The following is an 18,485-nucleotide window of genomic DNA, read 5'->3' on the forward strand; positions in this document are numbered from 1 at the left end:
CGACCAGGGGGAGGGGCCGGCGTGTTGGAGGTCGTGGCGCTCAGTGCGCTCACCACGTTCTTGTTGGGAGTGGGGAACGGGGCCGCGGGGGAGGTCGGCAAGAACCTTGCCCTGTCGGCGGGCGCCCTGGTGAGGAGGACGCTCGGCCGGGAGACCCCGCTCCCGGCCGGTGCCGAGGACCGCCGGGAACTGGCCGGGCGGCTGTACGCGAGGCTGGCCCACGATCCCGGGCGGGCCGACGAGTGGGCGCTGCTCGTGGAGAGCGGCCAGGAGCGGATCGACGCCCCGTCCGGCGCCGGTATGCCCCCCGCTCCCCGGGCCTTCACCAACCACCGGAAGGTGCTGAAGCGGCTCCTCGGGGAGGCGACCCGCCCCTGGAAGGGGCGGCCCCGGGTCGCGCTGCTCTCCGGGCCGCCCGGCAGCGGCACGACGTCCGTGGCCCTGCGCCTCGGCGCCGAGAGCCGCGACCGCTTCCCCGACGGGCAGTTCTACGTCGACCTGCGCGGATCGGCCGGGGAGAGCGGACCGGAACCGGCCGCCGTGCTGCTGCGGCTGCTGCGGGAGATGGGCGTCGATCCCGACCGGACGCCGACCTCCGAAGCGGAGCGGGAGCGGCTCTACCGGCAGCTCACCGTGGACCGCAGAATACTGGTGGTGATCGACCACGCCACCTCCCTGGCCCAGGTCCGCGGCCTCGTACCGGCCACCCCCGACGTCCTCCTGCTCGTCGTCGTGTCCGGCCCTCCCCTCCTTCTGGAGGCGGAGCGGATTCCGGTGCCGCCGCTGAGCGACCGGTACGCGAAGCAGATGGTGCGGAAGGTGGCGGGCCCCGAGAACGCCGCGCGGGTCAAGGCGGAGCTGCCCGGACTGCTCGACCGCTGCCGGGGCAATCCGTTCGCCCTCCACGCCGAGGCGCGGCTGCTCGCCGCGGGCGGGGCCGCCCCGGACCGGGGCGCCGAGGCCTGGCGGCACCATCCGGTGCGGGCCACCGCCGAGCACGCCTCCCTCCTGCTCGACCCGGGGACGGTACGGCTCTGCCGGCTCACGGCACTGGGCGGCTGGCCGTCCGTCAGTGCCGGGATCGCGGCCGCCGCCGCGGGCCTCGACGAGGAGCGGGCGGCCCGGATGCTCGCCGAGGCGGCGGACGCCGACCTCCTGGAACGCCTGCCCGACCTGCGCTACCGCTTCCGGCCCGAGGTCAGGCGCCAACTGGCCGACGCCGCCTCCGAGTACGGCGCCCAGGAGTGCTCGGACGCCGTGGCCCGGGTGCTCGACGCGCTCCTGGACCGGGCCCTGCGCGCGGCGCACGCCGCCCTGCCGACGAGCTGGCGGACCGAGCCCCCGCCGGAGGGCCGGCCGGCGCCCGGCGGGGAGACGGACGGCATCGCGGTGCTCGCGGCCGAGGCGGCCAACGTGGTCCACGCCGTGTCCGTGGCCGAAGAGCACCGGCGGATCACCACCGCCCTGCGGCTCGCCCGCACCCTGTGGCCGCTGCAGCTGAAGGCCGGGCACTGGGACGAGGTGCTCCCGGCGCTCCGCGCCGCGTCCCGGTGCGCCGAGGAGAACGAGGCGGACGGGCGGATGGCGGGAGCGCTGCACTTCCAGCTCGCGCACTGCCTGGGCGAGCTGGGCCGCTGGGAACAGGCGAACCGCGCGGCGCGCGCCGCCGTCACGTACGAGCGGGCGGCCCGGCACCTGCGGGGCGAGGCGTCGTCCGTGGAACTCCTCGGACTGCTGTGCCTGAACCGGTGGCTGTACGAGGAGGCGTACGAGAGGTTCGTCGAGGCCGAGAGCGTCTACCGAAGGATCACTTCCGGCCAGGAACGCCACGAAGGCGCGGAGGACCTGCCCCGGGCCCTCGCCCTGGTGGAGCGTCACCAGGGCCGGGCCCTGCGCGGCATGGGCCGCCTCGACGACTCCCGCCGTCTGCTGGAGCGCGCCGTGGAGTTCTTCGCGGGGACGGAGGAGAGGCCGGCGGAGCCGTACAACCGGGCCCGCGCCCTCACGGACCTCGCGGAGACGCTGCACGAGGCGGGCGACGACGGGGAGGCCCTGAAGCGGATCGCCGACGCGGAGGCCCTGCTCACCCCGGCCGCCGCTCCGCACCTCCGGTACCTGGCCGGTCTGCGGAGACGCTGCGGGGGCGCGGCCGGCTAGCCGCCGGCAGCCGGCTGCGGATCCCCGGCCGCGCCGGTCTCCCCGGCTTCCAAGGCCTCCACGGCCTCCACGGCCTCCACGAGGAAGGGGTGCGTGCCGCCCGTCGTGCGCGTCCGGAGCGTGACCCCGTCCCGGGGGACCGTCCCGCCGTGCGCCAGCCAGGCGTACAGCGAGGACGCGTACGCCGCCGGGTCCGCGTCCGCCCCGGCACCGGCGGTCAGCCGGAATACGCCGTGGTTCCGGGTGCGCACGGTGCAGGCGTCCGGCCCGGTCACGTACACCGCCGCCGCGCAGTGCGGATGCTCCCGCAGCACTTCGGCGGTCCACAGGTCCGCGCCGCCCAGGCGCGGATCGTCCGGCCGCCCGTCGCGGGTGATCAGGTCCGCCGTCTCCAGGTCCCCGGGGTGGCGGGTGTCCTCGTGCACGGCGAGGTGGGAGGCACCGGCCGCGTCGTACGGCTGCTCCGTGGAGCGCTCGATCGTGATGTCGGTCCCGTGGACGCGCGTCCGCACGTACAGGAGAGCGGTCGGCCTCGGGGGATCGTACGGAGGGAGCGGCAGGGGCTCCAGGGACGCGGGGGCGGCGGGCTCGGGGAGGTCCATCAGCGCGTAGAAGTGCCGGCGCAGCAGCGCGGCCGACCGGCCCGGGTCCGAGGTGACGAACCCTGCGGGGGCGGGGTCCGGGCGGTGTCCGTCCAGCGCCCCTTCCACCTGCGGGCGCAGGGGAGCGTACGGGTCGAGCCGGGGCGCGCGCCGTACGAACTCCGCGAGCGGCGCCTCGGGATCGAGCTTCTCCCGTCCGTCCGCCGCCAGGAGCACGGCGGTGCCGAGGGCCGCGGAGTAGTAGGTCACCGCCCCGAAGTCCCCGAGGACCAGGTCCGCGGCGAGGAGCGCCTGCCGCCATCCGTGGACGGGGTCGATCAGGGTCAGCCCGCCGCGCCGGGCCCGGTCCAGCCACGCCCGGATCTGGCCGGGGCCGTGCCCGTGCCAGATGTTCGGGTGGAGGACGGCGGCCAGCCGGTAGTCGTCGGCGGGCAGTTCGGCGGCGAGCCGGGGCAGCAGGCCGGGCAGGACGTCCCGGCCGCCGCTCCCGAAGAATCCCTCCGGGTTCCAGGTGGAGTTCAGGACGACGAGCCGCTGCCCGCGGCGCACCCCCAGGGCCCGTCGGAACCTGTCCCGGTACGGGCGGGCCGCGAGCATCCGGTCGAAGCAGGGGTCACCGGCCAGTACGGCGGAGGGCACCGCCTCGGCGCACGCGCGGGCCAGTCGCTCCAACTGCTCCGGGTGGGACAGGACGAACCCGTCGACGAACGGCCGCCCGTCGGCCAGAAGCCACTCCGGCGACAACCCGAACGTCGGCTCCCGGCTCCCGGCTCCCGGCTCCCGGCTCCCGGCTCCCGGCTCCCGGCTCCCGGCTCCCGGCTCCCGGCTCCCGGCTCCCGGCTCCCGGCTCCCGGTGTGCCCAGTCTCTTAGTATATCCGACACCGTGTGAGATAACCGACAAATTGCCCTGGATGTCCGCGAGTTCACCCCCGAAACTCGCCGAGATCGCCAGATCCACCCGCGTCGCCAGCGCCTGTTCCCACGGCAGCACCGGGAGTTCCAGCTCGGCGAAGATCTCCCGGATGCCGCTCTGGAACGCGGAGGAGCCCGTGGACGTGACCAGGAGCTGGACGCGGAAGTCGTCGTGGAAGAGGGGCAGGAGGTCGAGCAGGCGGCCCGCCGAGGTGGCGTTGTGGACCACCAGCAGGACCCGTCGCCGGACGGTGCGGCTCGTCCAGCGGGGGGATCCCTCCCCGACCGGCACGCGTAGCGGCGGGGGTTCGGCTGGCCCCACTCATGACCTCCTGGGCGAGCGGCGGGCGTGGTGTCGTCGCGGACACACCTTAACCGCCCCGGTCAGCAGGGCTTCCGCCACACGTCCAGTTCCGGGTTCTTCAGCATCGACGACAGGCGGAGGGAGCGGGACCGGGGGCAGAAGTGGGCCGGGGCCTCCTCGTACTCCACGTGGAAGACCGCCTTGCCCGCCGCGATGAAGGGTTCGAGCAGACCGCACTCGTCGAACTGGGCGCACTCCTCGTTGACCGCGAAGTCGAAGTGGTCCACGAGCAGCGGGATCTGGTGGAGGTCGTTCTTGAGGCCCACCGCCAGACCGCGCGCGTGGGCGATGTCCGCGATCATGCGGTTGTAGCGGAGCTGGTCGTCCGCCGTCAGGGGGAACCCGGTGTCGTTGCCGTAGCCCTCCACCAGATCCGGTTCCACCGCGTCGAAGCCCTTGTCGCGGCACATGTCGAACCGGCGCTCCATCAGGGGCCGCAGGACGTCGAGGCGGCGGATGTCCAGCCAGCGTTCGCCGTGCCAGCCGTTGGGGCCGCCCAGGACGGATTCGGGGAACGCGTCCTTGTCGGGGCGGTAGTCCTCCCACGCGCCCACGTTGACGTAGCAGATCACCTTGCGCCCGTCCCGGTGCAGCCGGGCCACGTCGGCCGCGCTGTTCTCGAAGCCGTCGATGTCGTACACCGGCACGTTCACGGACGGGTCCACCTTGCCGTCGAGCTGCCACTGCCAGGCCAGGCCGGGGCGCGGCTGCCAGCGCGCGCCGGACGCGGGGCGGCGGGTGGGCGTGCGGTCCGGTGCGGGGCGGTCGGTGGTGGGGCCCGGCGCGGGGCCCGTCGCGGATCCGGGTGGGCGGGACGGGGGCGGGGGGCCGGTCGTGGGGGAGGGGGCGGGGGTCGTCGGCCGGGCGGTCGCGGAAGGGCCCGGGGTCGTACGGGTATCCCCTCCCGCGCCCTCGGCCGGTCCCTCCGCACCGACCGAGCAGCCCGCCAGGGCGGTCGCCAGGACCAGGAGCACGGCCGCCGGGGCCGTGCCCGGCCGCCACCTCATCGGTCCGCCTCCGCCAGGGCCGGGGTCAGCCCCGACCAGGGGTTCGGCGGTTCGCCCGTCACCGGGCCGCAGACCCCCGCGCCCCGCTCCCGCGCGGTGCGCACGGCCAGCGGGACGAGCGGGGCGGGCACCCCGTACACCAGGTGGCAGAGGCGCTCGGACGGCAGCCGGGCCGTCCACGACGGGCGGCTGAACGTCGAGACGTACGTCGACCAGTGGCCCTCGAAGGTGACCGTCAGGTCCGCGAGCCGCACGTAGCCGGGGGCGGGGTGGACCCCCGGATTGATGACCACGGGCGAGATGCCCTCCCGGCGCAGCGAACGCACCGTGCGCCGGCAGGCCGGCAGGCCGTCGCGCCCCGCCGTCGTCTGGTCCAGGAAACAGCCGTCCACCCCGTACCACTCCCGGTGCCGCAGCGCCTCCGCGGTGATGACCTCCGTGTCGCGCATCCCGTAGTCCGTGTCCACGTAGCCCAGCAGCCGGGCCCCCGCGGAGCGCAGCGCGCGGGCCGCGGCGGCGAACGCCGGGTCCGGCGCGTCCCCGGGGCCGCTCGCCGGATTGAGCACGACGGCGTACGTGTGCGCGGCCCCGGTGATCAGCCGGTGCCAGGCGTCCGGATCCTCGGCGGGGTGGACGTACAGCGGGATCAGCAGGCTCACGGCGCCGCCACCCCGTCGGGCACGAAGGAGCGGGACCGGGCCTCCCACAGCGCCGCGAGCGACGCGTCGAGGGAGTGGACCGGGGCCCAGCCCAGGGCGGCGCCGGCCGCGCCGATGTCCGAGCACTGCCAGGACACCCGCGCGGACCGCTCCGAACCGCCCCCGCCGTCCCCGTCCCCGACCGCCTCCACGATCCGGCCCCGGAACCCGGCCGCGTCCGCGAGCCGCCGCACCAACTCCCGTACGGGCAGCGCCTCGCCGCCGCCCACGTTCAGGACGGGCGGCAGCGGACCGGGCGCGGTCGCCGCCAGCTCCACCGCCCGCGCCACGTCCCGTACGTCCACGAAGTCGCGGTACGCGGAGAGGTCGCCGAGCCGCAGCTCCCCCTCCGGCCCGTCCCAGGACGCCGACTCGGCCTCGGCGAGCAGCGCGGCCACCCGGCCCGGCAGGCCCGTGACCGGCGCCCCGGCGCCCACGGGATTGCCCACCCGCAGCACCACCGCGTCCAGGCCCGAGGCCGTCACCGCCACCGTGCCCGCCAGCTTGGTCGCGCCGTACGGCCCCGCCGGGGCGCACGGCTCCGACTCCGCCACCCGCAGGCCGGGCGTCCCCGGCCCGTACTCGGCGGCCGACCCCAGATGGACGAGCCGGGCCCCGGGAGCGGCCTCCCGCAGGGCCGCGCACAGCGCGGCGGGCCCGCGCGCGTTCACCTCCGCGAGGGTGACGGCGTCGCCGCCGGTCGCGCCCGCGCAGTTGACCACGACGTCGGGCGCGGCCTTCGCGAGCGCCCCCGCCAGGAGGTACGGGCGGTCGGAGGCGAGGTCGACGGCGACGTCGGCCCCCGGGGAACGGCCGCCGACGAGCACCCGCGCGCCCGGCAGCGCGCGCAGCCGCTCGGTGACGTGGCCGCCCAGGTATCCGCCGGCGCCGAGGACGAGGATCCGCATTGCTGTTCAGGCTCCCTTGAGCAGGAGGGACTTGCGGCTGGTGAACTCCGCGTTGGCCCGGTCGTAGTCGTCGGGACGGCCGATGTCCAGCCAGTAGCCGTCGAACTCGTAGGCGTGCGGCGGGGTTTCGGCGGCGAGCAGGTCGAGCACCAGCTCGTCGAAGCCGAGGGGCAGCCCCGGCGTGTAGGCGTCGAGGGTCTTCCGCGAGACGCCGTAGACCCCCATGGACACCCGGTAGTCGATGCTCGGCTTCTCGGTGAAGGCGACCACCCGGCTGTCGTCGGTGGTCAGCACCCCGAAGTCGATGTGCACCTTGCGGGCGTACGTGGCGATGGTCAGCGGCGCGCCCGACACCTCGTGCCGCTTCAGCACGTCGGCGTAGTCGAGGTCGGTGAGCACGTCGCCGTTCATGACGAGGAAGTGCTCCGGCAGCCGGTCGCGCAGGTTGAGCAGCGGGCCCATGGTGCCGAGCGGGTTCTCCTCGGTGGCGTAGTCGATGCTGAGGCCCCACTGCGAACCGTCGCCCACGTAGGCGCGGATGATCTCGCCGAGGTGCCCGATGGCGAGGGTGCAGTGGGTGAAGCCGGCCTGGGACAGCTGGCGCAGCACGATCTCCAGGATCGCGTGCTCGTCGCCGATGGGGACGAGCGGTTTGGGCAGCGCGGTGGTGTACGGCCGCAGCCGGACGCCCTTTCCACCGGCCAGGATCACAGCGTGCATGGCATACCTCCTGCGGGACGTGCCGGACGGGTCAGATGTTGTAGATGCCGGTCTTGTAGCGGGCCAGGTTCGCGGGGTCGGTGAACCACTCGGCGGTCCGCGCGAGGCCCTCCTCCAGGGAGTGGCCCGGCTCCCAGCCGGTCGCCGCGGTCAGCCGGGAGGCGTCCGCGACCAGCCGCATCACCTCGGAGTCGGCCGGACGCAGCCGCGCCGGGTCCTCGCGGACGTCGAGCGGGGTGTCCATGACCTTGCCGATCAGCGCGACCAGGTCGCCGACGGAGATCTCCCCGCCCGTGCCCGCGTTGAAGGTGCGGCCCACGACGTCCTCCGCCGGGGCCGTGCCCACCGTGAGGAACGCCCGCGCGGTGTCCTTCACGTAGGTGAAGTCCCGGGTGGGGCGCAGGTCCCCGAGGGTGAGGGTGCGCTCCCCGGCCGCCACCTGGCCGATGACGGTGGGGATCACGGCCCGCATCGACTGCCGGGGGCCGAAGGTGTTGAACGGGCGGAGCGTCACCACGGGGGTGCCGAAGCTGGCGTGGTAGCTGTCCGCGAGCCGGTCGCCGCCCGCCTTCGACGCGGCGTACGGCGACTGGGTGTTGATCGGGTGGTCCTCGGTGATCGGGACCGTCTGCGCCGTGCCGTACGTCTCGCTGGTCGAGGTGTGCACGAGCCGGGGCGTCCCCAGGGCGCGCACCGCTTCGAGGACGTTCAGGGTGCCGGTCACGTTGGTGTCCACGTAACTGTGCGGCGCCTGGTAGGAGTACGGGATCGCGATGAGCGCGGCCAGGTGGTAGGCGCAGTCGGCGCCCTCGAGCAGGCCGCGCACCGAGCCCGGGTCGCGGACGTCGCCGAGCACGATCTCCACCTGGTCGAGGACCTCGGGGGAGAGGGTCTCCAGCCAGCCGTACGAGGAGAACGAGTTGTACTGGGCCATGGCCCTGACCCGGTGGCCGGAGGCGACGAGCGCCTCCGTGAGGTGCGAGCCGATGAATCCTTCGGCTCCGGTGACGGCGGCGAGCGGTGCGGAGGTCAACTCTTCGGTCCTTTCGACGGGGGACGGCAGGGTGGTGGGGCGGAGGAGCGGAGGACGGGCGGTCCGTCAGGCGTGCGGGGACGGCCGGCCCAGGAGGGCGACGACACAGGCCGCCAGACAGACCGCGGCCGCGGCGCAGACCGACGGCAGCACGGCGGACCCGTCGGGCAGGTCCGCCCGGGTGATGATCACGGCGCCCGCGGCCGTCGTCAGGCAGACGACCGCCGGCGGCCAGGCCACGCCGAACGCCTGGAGCAGCAGGGCGGTCCACAGGACCGCCGCGAGGGACAGCAGCGCGACCGGTCCCGAGCCCAGGAGCAGCGCGGGGACCAGCAGGAGCAGCAGGTAGCAGACGAGGCAGAGCGCGAGGACGCCGGAGGAGCGCAGCAGGAACGCCCGGGGCGTCGCGCTGGCGCGCAGCGCGGCGACCGACCAGCCCCGGTAGCGGTAGAGCAGCCACTCCGCCGGGCCCATGCTCAGCGTCAGGACGATCACCGCGTACGGGTCCTGCCGGCCCTCCAGCATCACGAGCACCGCAGCGGCGAGCCCGAACAGGCCGTACGGCACGGAGCCGCGCATCCGGGGGCGCGGCCCCTCGGACGCGGCCGGGACGGCGAGGCCGGAGGCCAGGACCCGCAGGGCGACGGCGAGCGTGGCGAACAGCGCGAGCAGCGGGAAGGTGAGCCGCAGCAGGGTGCCGGGCTCCCACCAGGGCAGCACCGCCGCACCGGCGATCAGCGGGCTGAGCGCGACGAGCAGCAGCCGCTCCCGGCCGAGCACCAGCAGCACGCCCGCCGCCGCCAGGTACAGCGACTGGGCCGCCGCCGCCACGGTGGCCGGGCCGCCCCCGGCGGGGATCGCGGCGAGGCCCGTGGCCACGCACGCCCCGAGCACGGAACCGGAGAGCAGCGTGCGGGACGCCTCCCGCCGGCCCGTGGTGAGCCGCAGGTGCGCCCGGTGCCCGAGCCCCTGCCCCCACGCCCAGGAGACGACGCCCGCCGTGACCAGGACGGGGGCGTGCTCGTCGATCCGCCACAGCGGGGAGGTGAGCAGGTACGCCAGGGCCGGGAGCGCGAACAGCAGGCCGCGCAGCAGGCACCGCACGGTGTCCGGCCGCCACGGGTCGGGAGGCGCGGCCGGCTCGGGGAACGCCCGGGGCACCCGCTCGTACAGCGCCGCCGCGAGCGAGAACAGGGTCGGGTGGCCGTACCGCTCCTTGATCACGGAGGCCGACAGGCCGTCCGCCTCCAGGAGCGCGGCCACCTCGTAGGGGTGGACGGCCGGGCCGATGCGGTCGGCGAGTTCGGCGGCGAGCGCGCTGACCGCCTCCTCGTCGGGTCCCTTCGCGGGGAGCCGGATCGCGAGGGTCGCGTCGTCCAGGAAGCGGCGGGCGCGCGGCACGGCGAGCCGGATGGCGAGCGTGTCCTGCTCGGCCCCGCCGGGTTCGAGGAATATCGGGCCGCTCATCCGGCGAGGCTCCCCGTGCCGCTGACCGCCGGGACGGGCAGGACGATCCGGACCGGCTCCGGCCGCCGTTGCCCGGCGGCCAGTTCGTGGTAGATGGCGCGGAAGGTGTCGACGGTCTGCCGCAGGGTGAACCGCTCGATCACCCGCAGCCGGGCGTTCTCGCCCATCGCCCGGCGCCGGGCGGGGTCGCGGAGGAGCGTGAGCGCGGCTTCCGCCATCGCGGCCGGGTCGCGCGGCGGCACCACGAGCCCGGTGTCGCCGACGGCCTCCCGCACGCCCCCGACGTCGGTGGAGACGGTCGCGCGCCCGCACGACATCGCCTCGATCAGGGTGAAGGGGAAGCCCTCGCTGATGCTGGAGAGCATCACGACGTTCCCGGCCGCGTAGGCGTCCTTGATGTCGTCGACGCGTCCCTCGAAGGTCACGGCGTCCGCGTGGCCGAGCTCGGCCGCCAGGGCCTCGCAGCGCTCCCGGTAGGCCTCGCCGCCCCGGGGCGTGCCGCCGAAGAGCCGCAGTCGCACGTCGGGCATCCGTTCCCGGACCAGGGCGAGGGAACGGATCAGCGTCTCCAGGTCCTTGATCGGGTCCACGCGCCCGGCCCAGCTGAGGGTGGGGGCGTCCGGCTCGGGTCCGGCGGGCGGGAAGGCGGCGGGGTCGACGCCGTTGTAGACGGTGCGGATGGACTCGGGGTCGGCGCCGCCCTCCTCCTCCCACAGCCGGTTGTAGCGGTTGCCCGGGGTGATCAGGGCCGCCCGGCGGTAGCTCTCCTCCGCGAGCAGCCGGAAGAAGCCCAGGACCACGGCCTTCACCGGCCAGCGGTAGGGGGCGGTGCGGTAGCCGAGGTAGCGCTCGCGCAGGTACACGCCGTGCTCGGTGAGCAGCAGCGGCACCCCGTTCCGTTCGAGGGCCGCGAGGCCGGGCAGGGCTGCCACTCCGCCGCTGACGGCGTGCGCGACCCCCTCCGTCGGCGGCGGCGCGGACAGCGGCCGCAGCGCGTGTTCGAGCAGCGCCGTGGCCGTGATCGCGTCGTGCAGGGTCGGCCGGGCCTCCCGCACGGCGAGCCCCGGCCGCCGCCACACGGAGGTGAGCACCGCGATCGCCGCGTCGCTCCGCAGGAACGGGCTCAGCCGCCCGTCTCCGGCGGCGTGCGCGAGGGCGTACAGGGCGGGGCCGAAACCGGCCTCGGCGGCCGGGTCGAGCAGCGCCGTCAGGAACTTCTCGTACGCGTCGGCGAGCCGCCTGCCCGCCCTGCCCCGGGGCGGCCTGCCCTCCGGCGCCGGGCCCCACATGGGCACGGACAGGACGTGGGAGACGTGGGCCGGCAGGTCCCAGGCGAGCGGTTCGCGGCCCGAGCCGGTGACGGCGAGGACGTCGAACTCGACGTCCGGCATCCCGGTGACGAGCTGGTCGCACCAGACGCTGACGCCCCCGTGGCTGTGCGGGTAGGTGCCTTCGGTCAGGAGGGTGACGCGCGGGGCGCCGGAGCGCGGCGCGCCGTGGTGAACGTGCATAGGTGTGTGCTCCACGGCCGTGGTGGGAGTGGTCGTGCCGGTCCCGGCCGCCGGTGGGGCGGCCGGGACGTCGCCGGGCGTGCGGCGGTCAGCCGTCCGTGCCGGGGGCGACCGGCTCGGCCACGCCCTCGGGGACGCGGGCGGCCGGGGCCGGAGCCGTGACCGCGGCCGGGGCGGAGCCGCCCGCGCCGAGGGCCGGGGCGGAGGGCAGCTCCAGGGTCAGCGGGGCGCCCGCGAGGGACGTCCAGGCGGAGCGCCCGCCCGCGTACGCCTCGCCGAAGGCGGAGCCGGAGCGCAGGGTGCCCTCGGGCACGGTCACCGGGGCCGTCGTGCCGCTCGGGCCCTCGACGGTCACCGTCTCGCCGATGCGGTACGCCGTGATCTGGCCGTTCTGCACGGCCGTGCGCCAGGCGGAGCGCCGCTGGAGCTCCTGGCCGATGTCCTTCATCCGCAGGTTCACCACCGGGGTGCTGGGGGCGAACAGCGCGTCGTACGCGTCGAGGACGCCGTCCAGGACCGGGTAGGCGATGCGGTCCTCGGCCAGGTTCGACTGGTGGATGAAGTGCGGCTTGGGGTCGTTGGCGAGGACGTGGCCCAGGGCGATCTGCCGCTCCAGGGGCACGATGTGGTCCGTGTAGCCGGTGGCGGGGTCGAGCGGGGCGGCCAGGCAGGTGGTGGTCGCCGGGTTGTCCTCGCAGATCCCGCTGCCGCCCTGCGCGCGGCTGGTGTAGATCCAGTTGTACTCGTCGACCTGCTCGGCCGCCCGGCCCGCGTTGTAGAAGACGTTCATGGGGTAGCGGGGGACGGTCGTGGCCGTTCCGACCTGGCGCTGTCCGGGCTCGCGGGAGTTGTCCGAGGCCAGCCAGCCGATGGTGTTGTCGCCGAGGGCCGGTCCCAGGTTCGGGTTGTCGACGTTCTGCTGGGGCAGGACGCGCAGTCCGGAGTGCTCGCCGGTGACCAGTTCGTCGTTCTCCAGCGGGAGTCCGGCGGTCTGGCCCCACACGCGGTTGAGCGCGATCTCGTCGGAGATGTCCTGCCGGGAGACCCACTTGACCGAGCCGTTGGGGTTCGTGGCGCACTGCCACGGCACCACGCTCGTGTTCTGCTCGCAGCCGAGGAAGGCGTGCGTGTAGGTGTGGTTGATCCAGCGGAAGTCGTTCCGCTTCGCGACGAACCGGTCGGCCAGCGGGTCCGCGCCGTTGTTGTCCGCGCGGAAGTCGACGGTGCCGGCGGCGTTGTAGGCCATGTCCAGGGTGAAGCCGCGCGAGGTCTGCCAGGAGGCGGCGTGGTCCACGTCGGCGGCCGTCATCCGGATCGGGTCCGGCACGGCGTTGGGGTCGGTGCAGTCCACGTCGCCGGGCGTGCAGTTGAGCGTGGAGTTCCAGCGGTCGTCCGCCGCGAACACGTCGTCGACGTGGACGGCGAAGTAGTTCCGGGAGGCGCCCAGGTGCGTCCCGCCGGTCATCCAGTCCACGATGCCGCGGGCCAGGAGGCGGAACTGCTGCTGGTACTGGTTGTAGACGAAGGTGACGACCAGTTCGCGGCGCCCGTCATGCCGGTACTCGCCGACCAGGGACCCGCGCTGGGCCGTCCCGGGGATCGCGGCGTCGACGTACGAGGTGAAGTCGGCGCCCGCCACCGGCGTCGACAGGTAGGCGTAGCTCTCGCCGACGGTCGGCGAGTTGTCCTCGAACGGCACGGCTCCCTCGAGGTAGCCGAACGGGCCCGAGAGCCCGGCCGCGGTGGTCTGGGCCTGCACCCCGTCGAGGCTTCCCGCGTACCCGCCGTAGACGGCGTACTGGAGGCCGACCTCGGGCCGGGCGTAGGTGTACGCGTCGACCTGCGGGATGTCGTAGGCCCGCTCGTAGTTCGCGAGCGCGGTCATCTCGGCGGAGCCGGCCGGGAACGGGTTGTCGTTCGGCAGGACGACGGCCTGGAACTTCGCCCGGTTCCGGTTGCCCACGCTGTCCGCGAGGTATCCGGCGTTGATGACGGGGCGGTCGGCACGGGTGAGGTCGATCTCCGTGTACGGCGTTCCCGCGGCCTCCAGTTCGGCGGCGATGGCGGCGGTGGCCGGACCGCCGTCGCTCACGACGAGGACCCTCAGGTCGACGCGGGGGTCCAGTTCGACCGCCTGCGCCGAGGCGCCCGGCAGGACGAGGGCGGCGACGAGCGCGCCCGTGGTGAACAAGGTGGTGCCTATGAGCCGCTTCATGCGGTGGTGTCCCCTCCCGGAGCAGGGGTGAGTACGGCTCCGAGGAGCGGACGCACCCCCTCGTGGACGCCGGCATCCCCCTCGAAGGCCGGTCGTTCACGCATCCGTCGCGTCAAATGGTGAGGTATCTGTGGAGCTTTTGTGGTCCCGCCGCGAAAGCTGACGGAAAAACGCGGGCGCCCGGGGCGGTGGTTCCGGTGTGACGATCGGACCGGAAGGCGTCCCGGGCCCCGGCCGCCCCTCCCGCCGCGGGCTCGATGCCCAGGTGGGAGGGGGAGGAGGGGCGCCGGCGGACCGTGGGACCGCCGGGACGACCGCCATTGGTTTAGACCGGTGGGCCGATCGGGGCGTGGTCTGTTTCCGGACGCGCCCCGCCCGGCCGACGGACCGTCAGGCGCAGAGGACGCGGGTCTCGGGCGTGTAGACCGGACCGCCGCTGGTGCTGGAGCTGTCGCTGAACTCGGCGTAGAAGTACGAGTAGAAGCCGATGTTGCCGTTGCAGCCGGAGTCGGCGGCGACCTGGAGCGTCAGGGTCACGGTGCGGCTCTGGCCGGGCGGCACGGTGGCCCCGTAGTTGGAGCCGAGGTTGGCGGGTCCGGTGCCGGCGCAGGGGGTGCTGCTGCCGCCGGGACCGGCCAGCGAACAGCCGGTGAAGGAGTACTTCAGGTCCGGGCGCTGGGTGGTCAGCCAGGTGGGGTCGATCGTCTGGTAGACGAACCAGATGTCGTGGGTCTTGTTGTTCGTCAGCGTGACGGACAGGTTCACCGTGCCGCCGGGGGCGGTCGTGGCGGCGTCGGTGCTGAACGTCAGCTCGGCGGGGGCGAGCGGCTCGGACGCGCTCGCGGCCGGGGCCAGGCCGAAGACGGCGAGGAAGAGGGCGAGGACGGCGGTGAGACCCAGGCGTCTCGTGAGGTGGGATCGCATGGCCCGGGAGGCTAGGGACGGGCGCGGCCCGGCGTCTGCCCCCGCACGGGCCGTCCGGGCGGTTCGCGGCCGAAAGCGCGCTTCCCGTGAAGGGCTTGCGGAGAAAGTGTGACGCGGGCCGGCCGGGCGCATCCGCGCACGCCGCGACGGGTGCGCCCGCGCGCCGCCGGCCGGACCGGAACCCGGCGCGTGCCCACAGTGTGGCGTACACCATTGGCGCGTACGCAACAGTCCACGATGTCCGCCGTGTCGGCCGGAGGGGGCCCGGTCCCGGCCAAGGGGCCGACTTTCGACCCCGCGGGATGAAACCTTCCCGCCGTTCGCACCGTCCTCTCACCCGGGAGCAGGACCTGCGACAACGGGGAGTGGACAATTCCATGGGGCGGAACAAGTACACGGCGCACATAGCGGTGGTCGCCTCCGCGGTCGGACTCAGCCTGGCGGTGTGGGCGGCCAGTGCGGTGACGCAGACGGAGGCGGAGGCCGACGCCGGGACCGGGCGCGTGACGGCCGGGCCCACGCCGGGGGCCAAGGGGCCGGCCCAGGCGCCGCCGAAGAAGATGCCCGAGAGCATCGCGCACGACGCCGAGGCGGGCGGCACGGCCGTGAACATCACCATCGACGACGGGCCCGACCCGCGCTGGACGCCCCAGATGCTGGACATCCTGAAGGAGCACGGGGTCAAGGCCGTGTTCTGCATGGTGGGACCCGAGGCGAAGCGGCACCCCGACCTCGTCAGGAGGGTCGTCGCGGACGGCCACCGGCTCTGCGACCACACGATCTCCCACGACACCACGATGGACAAGAAGTCCGTCGAGTACCAGAAGCGGCAGATCCTGGACGCGAAGAAGATGATCGAGGACGCGGCCGGGGGAGCGAAGGTCGAGTACTACCGGGCGCCGGGCGGCGCCTTCACCCCGGACAGCCGGCGGATCGCCGCCGCGGCGGGGATGCGGCCGCTCGGCTGGAACGTGGACACCAAGGACTTCGAGCTGCCCGGCACGGCCGCGATCGTGAACACGGTCAAGAACGAGCTGTCCAACGGCCCGACCATCCTCTTCCACGACGGCGGCGGCGACCGCGGCCAGACCGTCGCGGCCCTGCGGCAGGTGCTGCCGTGGCTCAAGCAGCAGGGGCACGCCTTCAGCTTCCCCGTCCGCACGACCCCCTGAGGCCCCGGGGCCTTGAGGGCCCTTGTGGCCCTCCGGAGGTCCGTACACGCGAGGAGGACCGCCCGGCGGGTGCCGGGCGGTCCTTCCTGTTCGGACCGTCCTCCAGAGCGCGGTACGGCGGCCCGAGCGGTGGTGCGAGCCTAGGAGTCGTCGCGCTTGAGGGAGTCGCGGACGCCCTCGGCCTTCCCCTGGGCCTTCTCGCCCACCTCGCGGGCCCGGCCCTTCATCTGGTCCGCCTGGCCCTCGCTCTTCAGGCGCTCGTTGCCGGTCGCCTTGCCGGCGGCCTCCTTGAGCTTGCCCTTGGCCTTGTCCATGTGGCTCTCACCCATGACTGATACGCCCCTTTTCTGGTCGACTGGGGTACTTCGGTCACGTTAGGCGGGTTCCCCGAATCCCGCTCGGCAACCCTCCCGGCACGATCCCGGCGACCGGGGCCTCCGCGCCCGGGGCGAAAACCGTATGCACGTGCGTGCGAACGGCTGACACCATGCCGGAATGGATCACGCCCTCGAACGTCTGGTCGTCCGGCACACCCACCGCCTCCCCGTCCCGGCCGGCCCCGCCGGAGAGGGCGCCGGGGCGGCCCGGCAGTTCGACGCCGCCCTGATCTCGGTGGGCTTCAAGCTCTCCGCCGACCTCCTCGAAGCGCTCTCCGGCCTCGCCCGGGAAACGGTCCTCGCGACCGCCGCCCGCACCCTGGACACCGTCCGCGAGCTGGTCGGCGACCACGTCCGGCACAACGCCTACTTCAAGGACTTCCCGGCCGGCGTGCCCGACACCCAGGACTTCTGGGCGCAGTGCCTCGCCGAGGCCCTCACCGCCCCCGCCACGCGCAAGACCGTGACCGAGCGGCTGCGCGCCGGAGTGGTGAACCTGCTCGACCTGCCGTCCTACGGCACCTACCGGCACACCTACGAGGAGCTGATCGCCGCCCACGACGAGCTGATCGCCTCCGCCGCCGACCGCCTGACCGTCCTCCGCCCCGGCCGCCCGCTCGCCGACGAGGCCACCGCCCTCTACCTCGCCCTGGCCGGAAGCACCACACCGCTCGGCGACGACCACCTGCGCGACCTCGCCGTCCTCGCCGAGCGCCGCGCCGACGGGCCCCAGCCCGAGGCGATCCCGGTCCGGGAGATCCGCGCCGTCGTCAACCGGGCCCGGCTCGCGGCCGGCGCCGACCCGTTCCTGGACACCGTCACCGACGTCCTCCGGCTGGCGTGCGCGCTCGCCGGCGGCGACGTCACCCTGCGCGAGCCGACCCGCTTCCGCGCCCTGTCCCGGCCGGTCCGCCGCGCCCTGCTCGGCGGCCTGGACGCCGTCGTCGCCGCGAGCCCCGCCAAGCTCTCCGACGTCTCCGCGCACCGCGAGGCCTGGAAGCGCCTGGGCGAGCGGCTCCACCCGCACGAACACCCCCGGTGGCCGCACGCCGCCGAGGTCTTCGCCGTTGCCCGGGGCGAGAAGGCGGCCCCGTCCTTCGACGGCCGCGTGGAGGCGCTGCTCGGCCGGAACGACGTCACCGGCGCGGCCGCGCTCCTCACCTCCGCCCCCGGCCGGCTCCTGCGCGCCCTCGACCGGCTGCTGCGCGCGGCGGACGGCCCCGAGGAGCTGGACGCCGTCGTCACCGCGTGCGAGGAGGCCCTCCCGCAGGTGTCCGGCCGCGTCGTCCTCTCCCTCCGCGACCACCTCCGGAACCGGACGGACGGGGAGGGGGAGCCCCGGGTCTTCGTCAACCGGCTCGGCGGCGCCTGGGTCACCGCCGACACCAGGCCGCCGCTGCCGGCCGCCGTGCGCGAGCGCCTGTGCGCCGTCCTCGACGCCGAGACCCGGCGACGGCTCCCCGCGCCCGGCCACCTGCTCGTCGACCCCGCCGTCCTCGACGTGGCGCTCCCGCTCAGCGGCCGGGCCACCGCCGACGGCCTCGGCGTCCTGCCGCGCGGCTCCGTCTCGCCCGTCGAGGGCGACCTGCTGCGCTTCTTCACGTACTGGAAGCAGACGGGCCGGAGGACCGACTACGACCTCTCGGCCCTCGTCCTGGACGCCGATCATCAGACCGTCACCTGGCTCTCGTACACCGCCCTCACCGCCGTCGAGGGCGCGCACTCGGGCGACATCACCGACGCCCCCGAGGGCGCCTCGGAGTTCATCGACCTGCGGCTCGGAGCCGTGCGCGGCACGTACGTCGTCCCGCAGGTGAACATCTACTCCGGCGAGGGCTTCGAGGAGGTCGAGGAGTCGTTCTTCGGCTTCATGCTGCGCGACGCCGAGCAGAAGGGGCGCCCGTTCGAACCGCGCACGGTCCGCATGAAGTCGGACCTGCGCGGTCCCGGCCGGGTCGCGCTGCCGCTCGCGTTCGCGCGGGACGACGACGGCCGCTGGCACGCCCGCTGGCTGCACCTGTACCTCAAGGGCAGCCCGTCGGCGAACCGCGTCGAGGAGAACCGGGTGTCGGTCGCGGTCCTGCTCCGGGGGCTGCTCGCCCGCACCCCGCTGACGGTCCGCCACCTCGTGGACCTGATGGCGGCCGACGCCCTGACGACGACCCCGTGGGACGGGACGACGGTGCCGGACGGCCCCGTCACGTACGTCGGTCTGGACCGCCCCGTCGGACTGCCCCCGGGCTCCCGCGTGTTCACCCCGGAAAATCTGCGCGACCTGATCCCCGCCTGACTGCTACGGTCGTACCGGGCGAGGCCATGAAGGGGCTTCCTTCTCCAACTTCTCCAAAAAGTTATCGCTAGTCCCTTCGCTTTCCTCGCCCTTCGGCTTCGGCGGCCCCCGTTCGGACGGTACGAAC

The 18,485-nt window shown here is 74.5% G+C and carries 14 protein-coding genes; 3 read left to right on the forward strand and 11 right to left on the reverse strand.

Going from position 1 to position 18,485, the window contains the following annotated elements; genetic code table 11:
- The first annotated feature begins 21 nt into the window (after positions 1-21).
- A complete protein-coding gene (locus ACIQVI_RS02795; protein ID WP_403590181.1) occupies positions 22-2,157 on the forward strand; it encodes an ATP-binding protein in 2,136 nt (711 codons plus the stop codon).
- Here the strand turns inward: ACIQVI_RS02795 and ACIQVI_RS02800 are convergent.
- The 10 genes from ACIQVI_RS02800 to ACIQVI_RS02845 form a co-directional block, all read right to left on the reverse strand.
- Positions 2,154-3,503: a hypothetical protein gene (locus tag ACIQVI_RS02800; protein WP_403590183.1), complete on the reverse strand. Its 1,350-nt coding sequence runs from the start codon at positions 3,501-3,503 to the stop codon at positions 2,154-2,156. The two genes, ACIQVI_RS02795 and ACIQVI_RS02800, sit on opposite strands and share 4 nt — an antisense overlap.
- A gap of 553 nt (positions 3,504-4,056) precedes the next feature.
- Positions 4,057-5,043 (reverse strand): endo alpha-1,4 polygalactosaminidase, encoded by a 987-nt coding sequence (locus ACIQVI_RS02805; RefSeq protein ID WP_403590186.1) that lies wholly within the window; start codon positions 5,041-5,043, stop codon positions 4,057-4,059.
- Positions 5,040-5,702 carry a spherulation-specific family 4 protein gene (locus ACIQVI_RS02810; protein ID WP_351971720.1) on the reverse strand — a complete coding sequence of 221 codons (663 nt, stop codon included), beginning with the start codon at positions 5,700-5,702 and terminating at the stop codon, positions 5,040-5,042. The genes ACIQVI_RS02805 and ACIQVI_RS02810 overlap by 4 nt, the downstream gene beginning before the upstream one ends.
- On the reverse strand, positions 5,699-6,649 hold the full coding sequence (locus ACIQVI_RS02815) for an NAD-dependent epimerase/dehydratase family protein (RefSeq protein ID WP_351971721.1): 951 nt from the start codon (positions 6,647-6,649) through the stop codon (positions 5,699-5,701). Before ACIQVI_RS02815 ends, ACIQVI_RS02810 begins: the two co-directional genes overlap by 4 nt.
- A 6-nt stretch (positions 6,650-6,655) precedes the next feature.
- A complete protein-coding gene (locus tag ACIQVI_RS02820) occupies positions 6,656-7,369 on the reverse strand; it encodes a nucleotidyltransferase family protein (protein WP_351971722.1) in 714 nt (237 codons plus the stop codon).
- A gap of 31 nt (positions 7,370-7,400) precedes the next feature.
- Positions 7,401-8,402: a GDP-mannose 4,6-dehydratase gene (locus ACIQVI_RS02825; protein WP_403590190.1), complete on the reverse strand. Its 1,002-nt coding sequence runs from the start codon at positions 8,400-8,402 to the stop codon at positions 7,401-7,403.
- Between the two features lie 66 nt (positions 8,403-8,468).
- Positions 8,469-9,869: a hypothetical protein gene (locus ACIQVI_RS02830; protein ID WP_351971724.1), complete on the reverse strand. Its 1,401-nt coding sequence runs from the start codon at positions 9,867-9,869 to the stop codon at positions 8,469-8,471.
- Positions 9,866-11,380, reverse strand: a complete 1,515-nt coding sequence (gene pelF, locus ACIQVI_RS02835) for a GT4 family glycosyltransferase PelF (protein WP_351971725.1) — start codon at positions 11,378-11,380, stop codon at positions 9,866-9,868. The genes ACIQVI_RS02830 and pelF overlap by 4 nt, the downstream gene beginning before the upstream one ends.
- A gap of 88 nt (positions 11,381-11,468) precedes the next feature.
- Positions 11,469-13,595, reverse strand: a complete 2,127-nt coding sequence (locus ACIQVI_RS02840; RefSeq protein ID WP_403590193.1) for a hypothetical protein — start codon at positions 13,593-13,595, stop codon at positions 11,469-11,471.
- A gap of 390 nt (positions 13,596-13,985) precedes the next feature.
- Positions 13,986-14,519, reverse strand: coding sequence for a hypothetical protein (locus ACIQVI_RS02845; protein ID WP_403590196.1), 534 nt, complete (start codon positions 14,517-14,519; stop codon positions 13,986-13,988).
- Positions 14,520-14,896: 377 nt separating this feature from the next.
- Here ACIQVI_RS02845 and ACIQVI_RS02850 point away from each other — a divergent pair, with 377 nt between their 5' ends.
- Complete coding sequence (locus ACIQVI_RS02850; RefSeq protein ID WP_351973419.1) at positions 14,897-15,691, forward strand: polysaccharide deacetylase family protein; 795 nt, start codon at positions 14,897-14,899, stop codon at positions 15,689-15,691.
- 140 nt (positions 15,692-15,831) lie between these two features.
- Here the strand turns inward: ACIQVI_RS02850 and ACIQVI_RS02855 are convergent, their stop codons facing one another.
- A complete protein-coding gene (locus ACIQVI_RS02855; RefSeq protein WP_351973420.1) occupies positions 15,832-16,020 on the reverse strand; it encodes a CsbD family protein in 189 nt (62 codons plus the stop codon).
- A gap of 166 nt (positions 16,021-16,186) precedes the next feature.
- On the opposite strand from ACIQVI_RS02855, the gene ACIQVI_RS02860 reads away from it, so the two are divergent.
- A complete protein-coding gene (locus tag ACIQVI_RS02860) occupies positions 16,187-18,358 on the forward strand; it encodes a hypothetical protein (protein WP_403590200.1) in 2,172 nt (723 codons plus the stop codon).
- Positions 18,359-18,485: the final 127 nt, after the last annotated feature.

The organism is Streptomyces sp. NPDC098101 (assembly GCF_044760185.1).
In the GTDB taxonomy this organism is placed as follows: domain Bacteria; phylum Actinomycetota; class Actinomycetes; order Streptomycetales; family Streptomycetaceae; genus Streptomyces.

Bases quoted from the DNA above. Each gene is read 5' to 3' on its own strand.
- ACIQVI_RS02805 (WP_403590186.1), bottom strand. From the start codon at position 5,043: ATGAGGTGGCGGCCGGGCACGGCCCCGGCGGCCGTGCTCCTGGTCCTG.
- ACIQVI_RS02815 (WP_351971721.1), bottom strand. From the start codon at position 6,649: ATGCGGATCCTCGTCCTCGGCGCCGGCGGATACCTGGGCGGCCACGTC.
- ACIQVI_RS02820 (WP_351971722.1), bottom strand. From the start codon at position 7,369: ATGCACGCTGTGATCCTGGCCGGTGGAAAGGGCGTCCGGCTGCGGCCG.
- ACIQVI_RS02830 (WP_351971724.1), bottom strand. From the start codon at position 9,869: ATGAGCGGCCCGATATTCCTCGAACCCGGCGGGGCCGAGCAGGACACG.
- pelF (WP_351971725.1), bottom strand. From the start codon at position 11,380: ATGCACGTTCACCACGGCGCGCCGCGCTCCGGCGCCCCGCGCGTCACC.
- ACIQVI_RS02840 (WP_403590193.1), bottom strand. From the start codon at position 13,595: ATGAAGCGGCTCATAGGCACCACCTTGTTCACCACGGGCGCGCTCGTC.
- ACIQVI_RS02845 (WP_403590196.1), bottom strand. From the start codon at position 14,519: ATGCGATCCCACCTCACGAGACGCCTGGGTCTCACCGCCGTCCTCGCC.
- ACIQVI_RS02850 (WP_351973419.1), top strand. From the start codon at position 14,897: ATGGGGCGGAACAAGTACACGGCGCACATAGCGGTGGTCGCCTCCGCG.
- ACIQVI_RS02855 (WP_351973420.1), bottom strand. From the start codon at position 16,020: ATGGGTGAGAGCCACATGGACAAGGCCAAGGGCAAGCTCAAGGAGGCC.
- ACIQVI_RS02860 (WP_403590200.1), top strand. From the start codon at position 16,187: ATGGATCACGCCCTCGAACGTCTGGTCGTCCGGCACACCCACCGCCTC.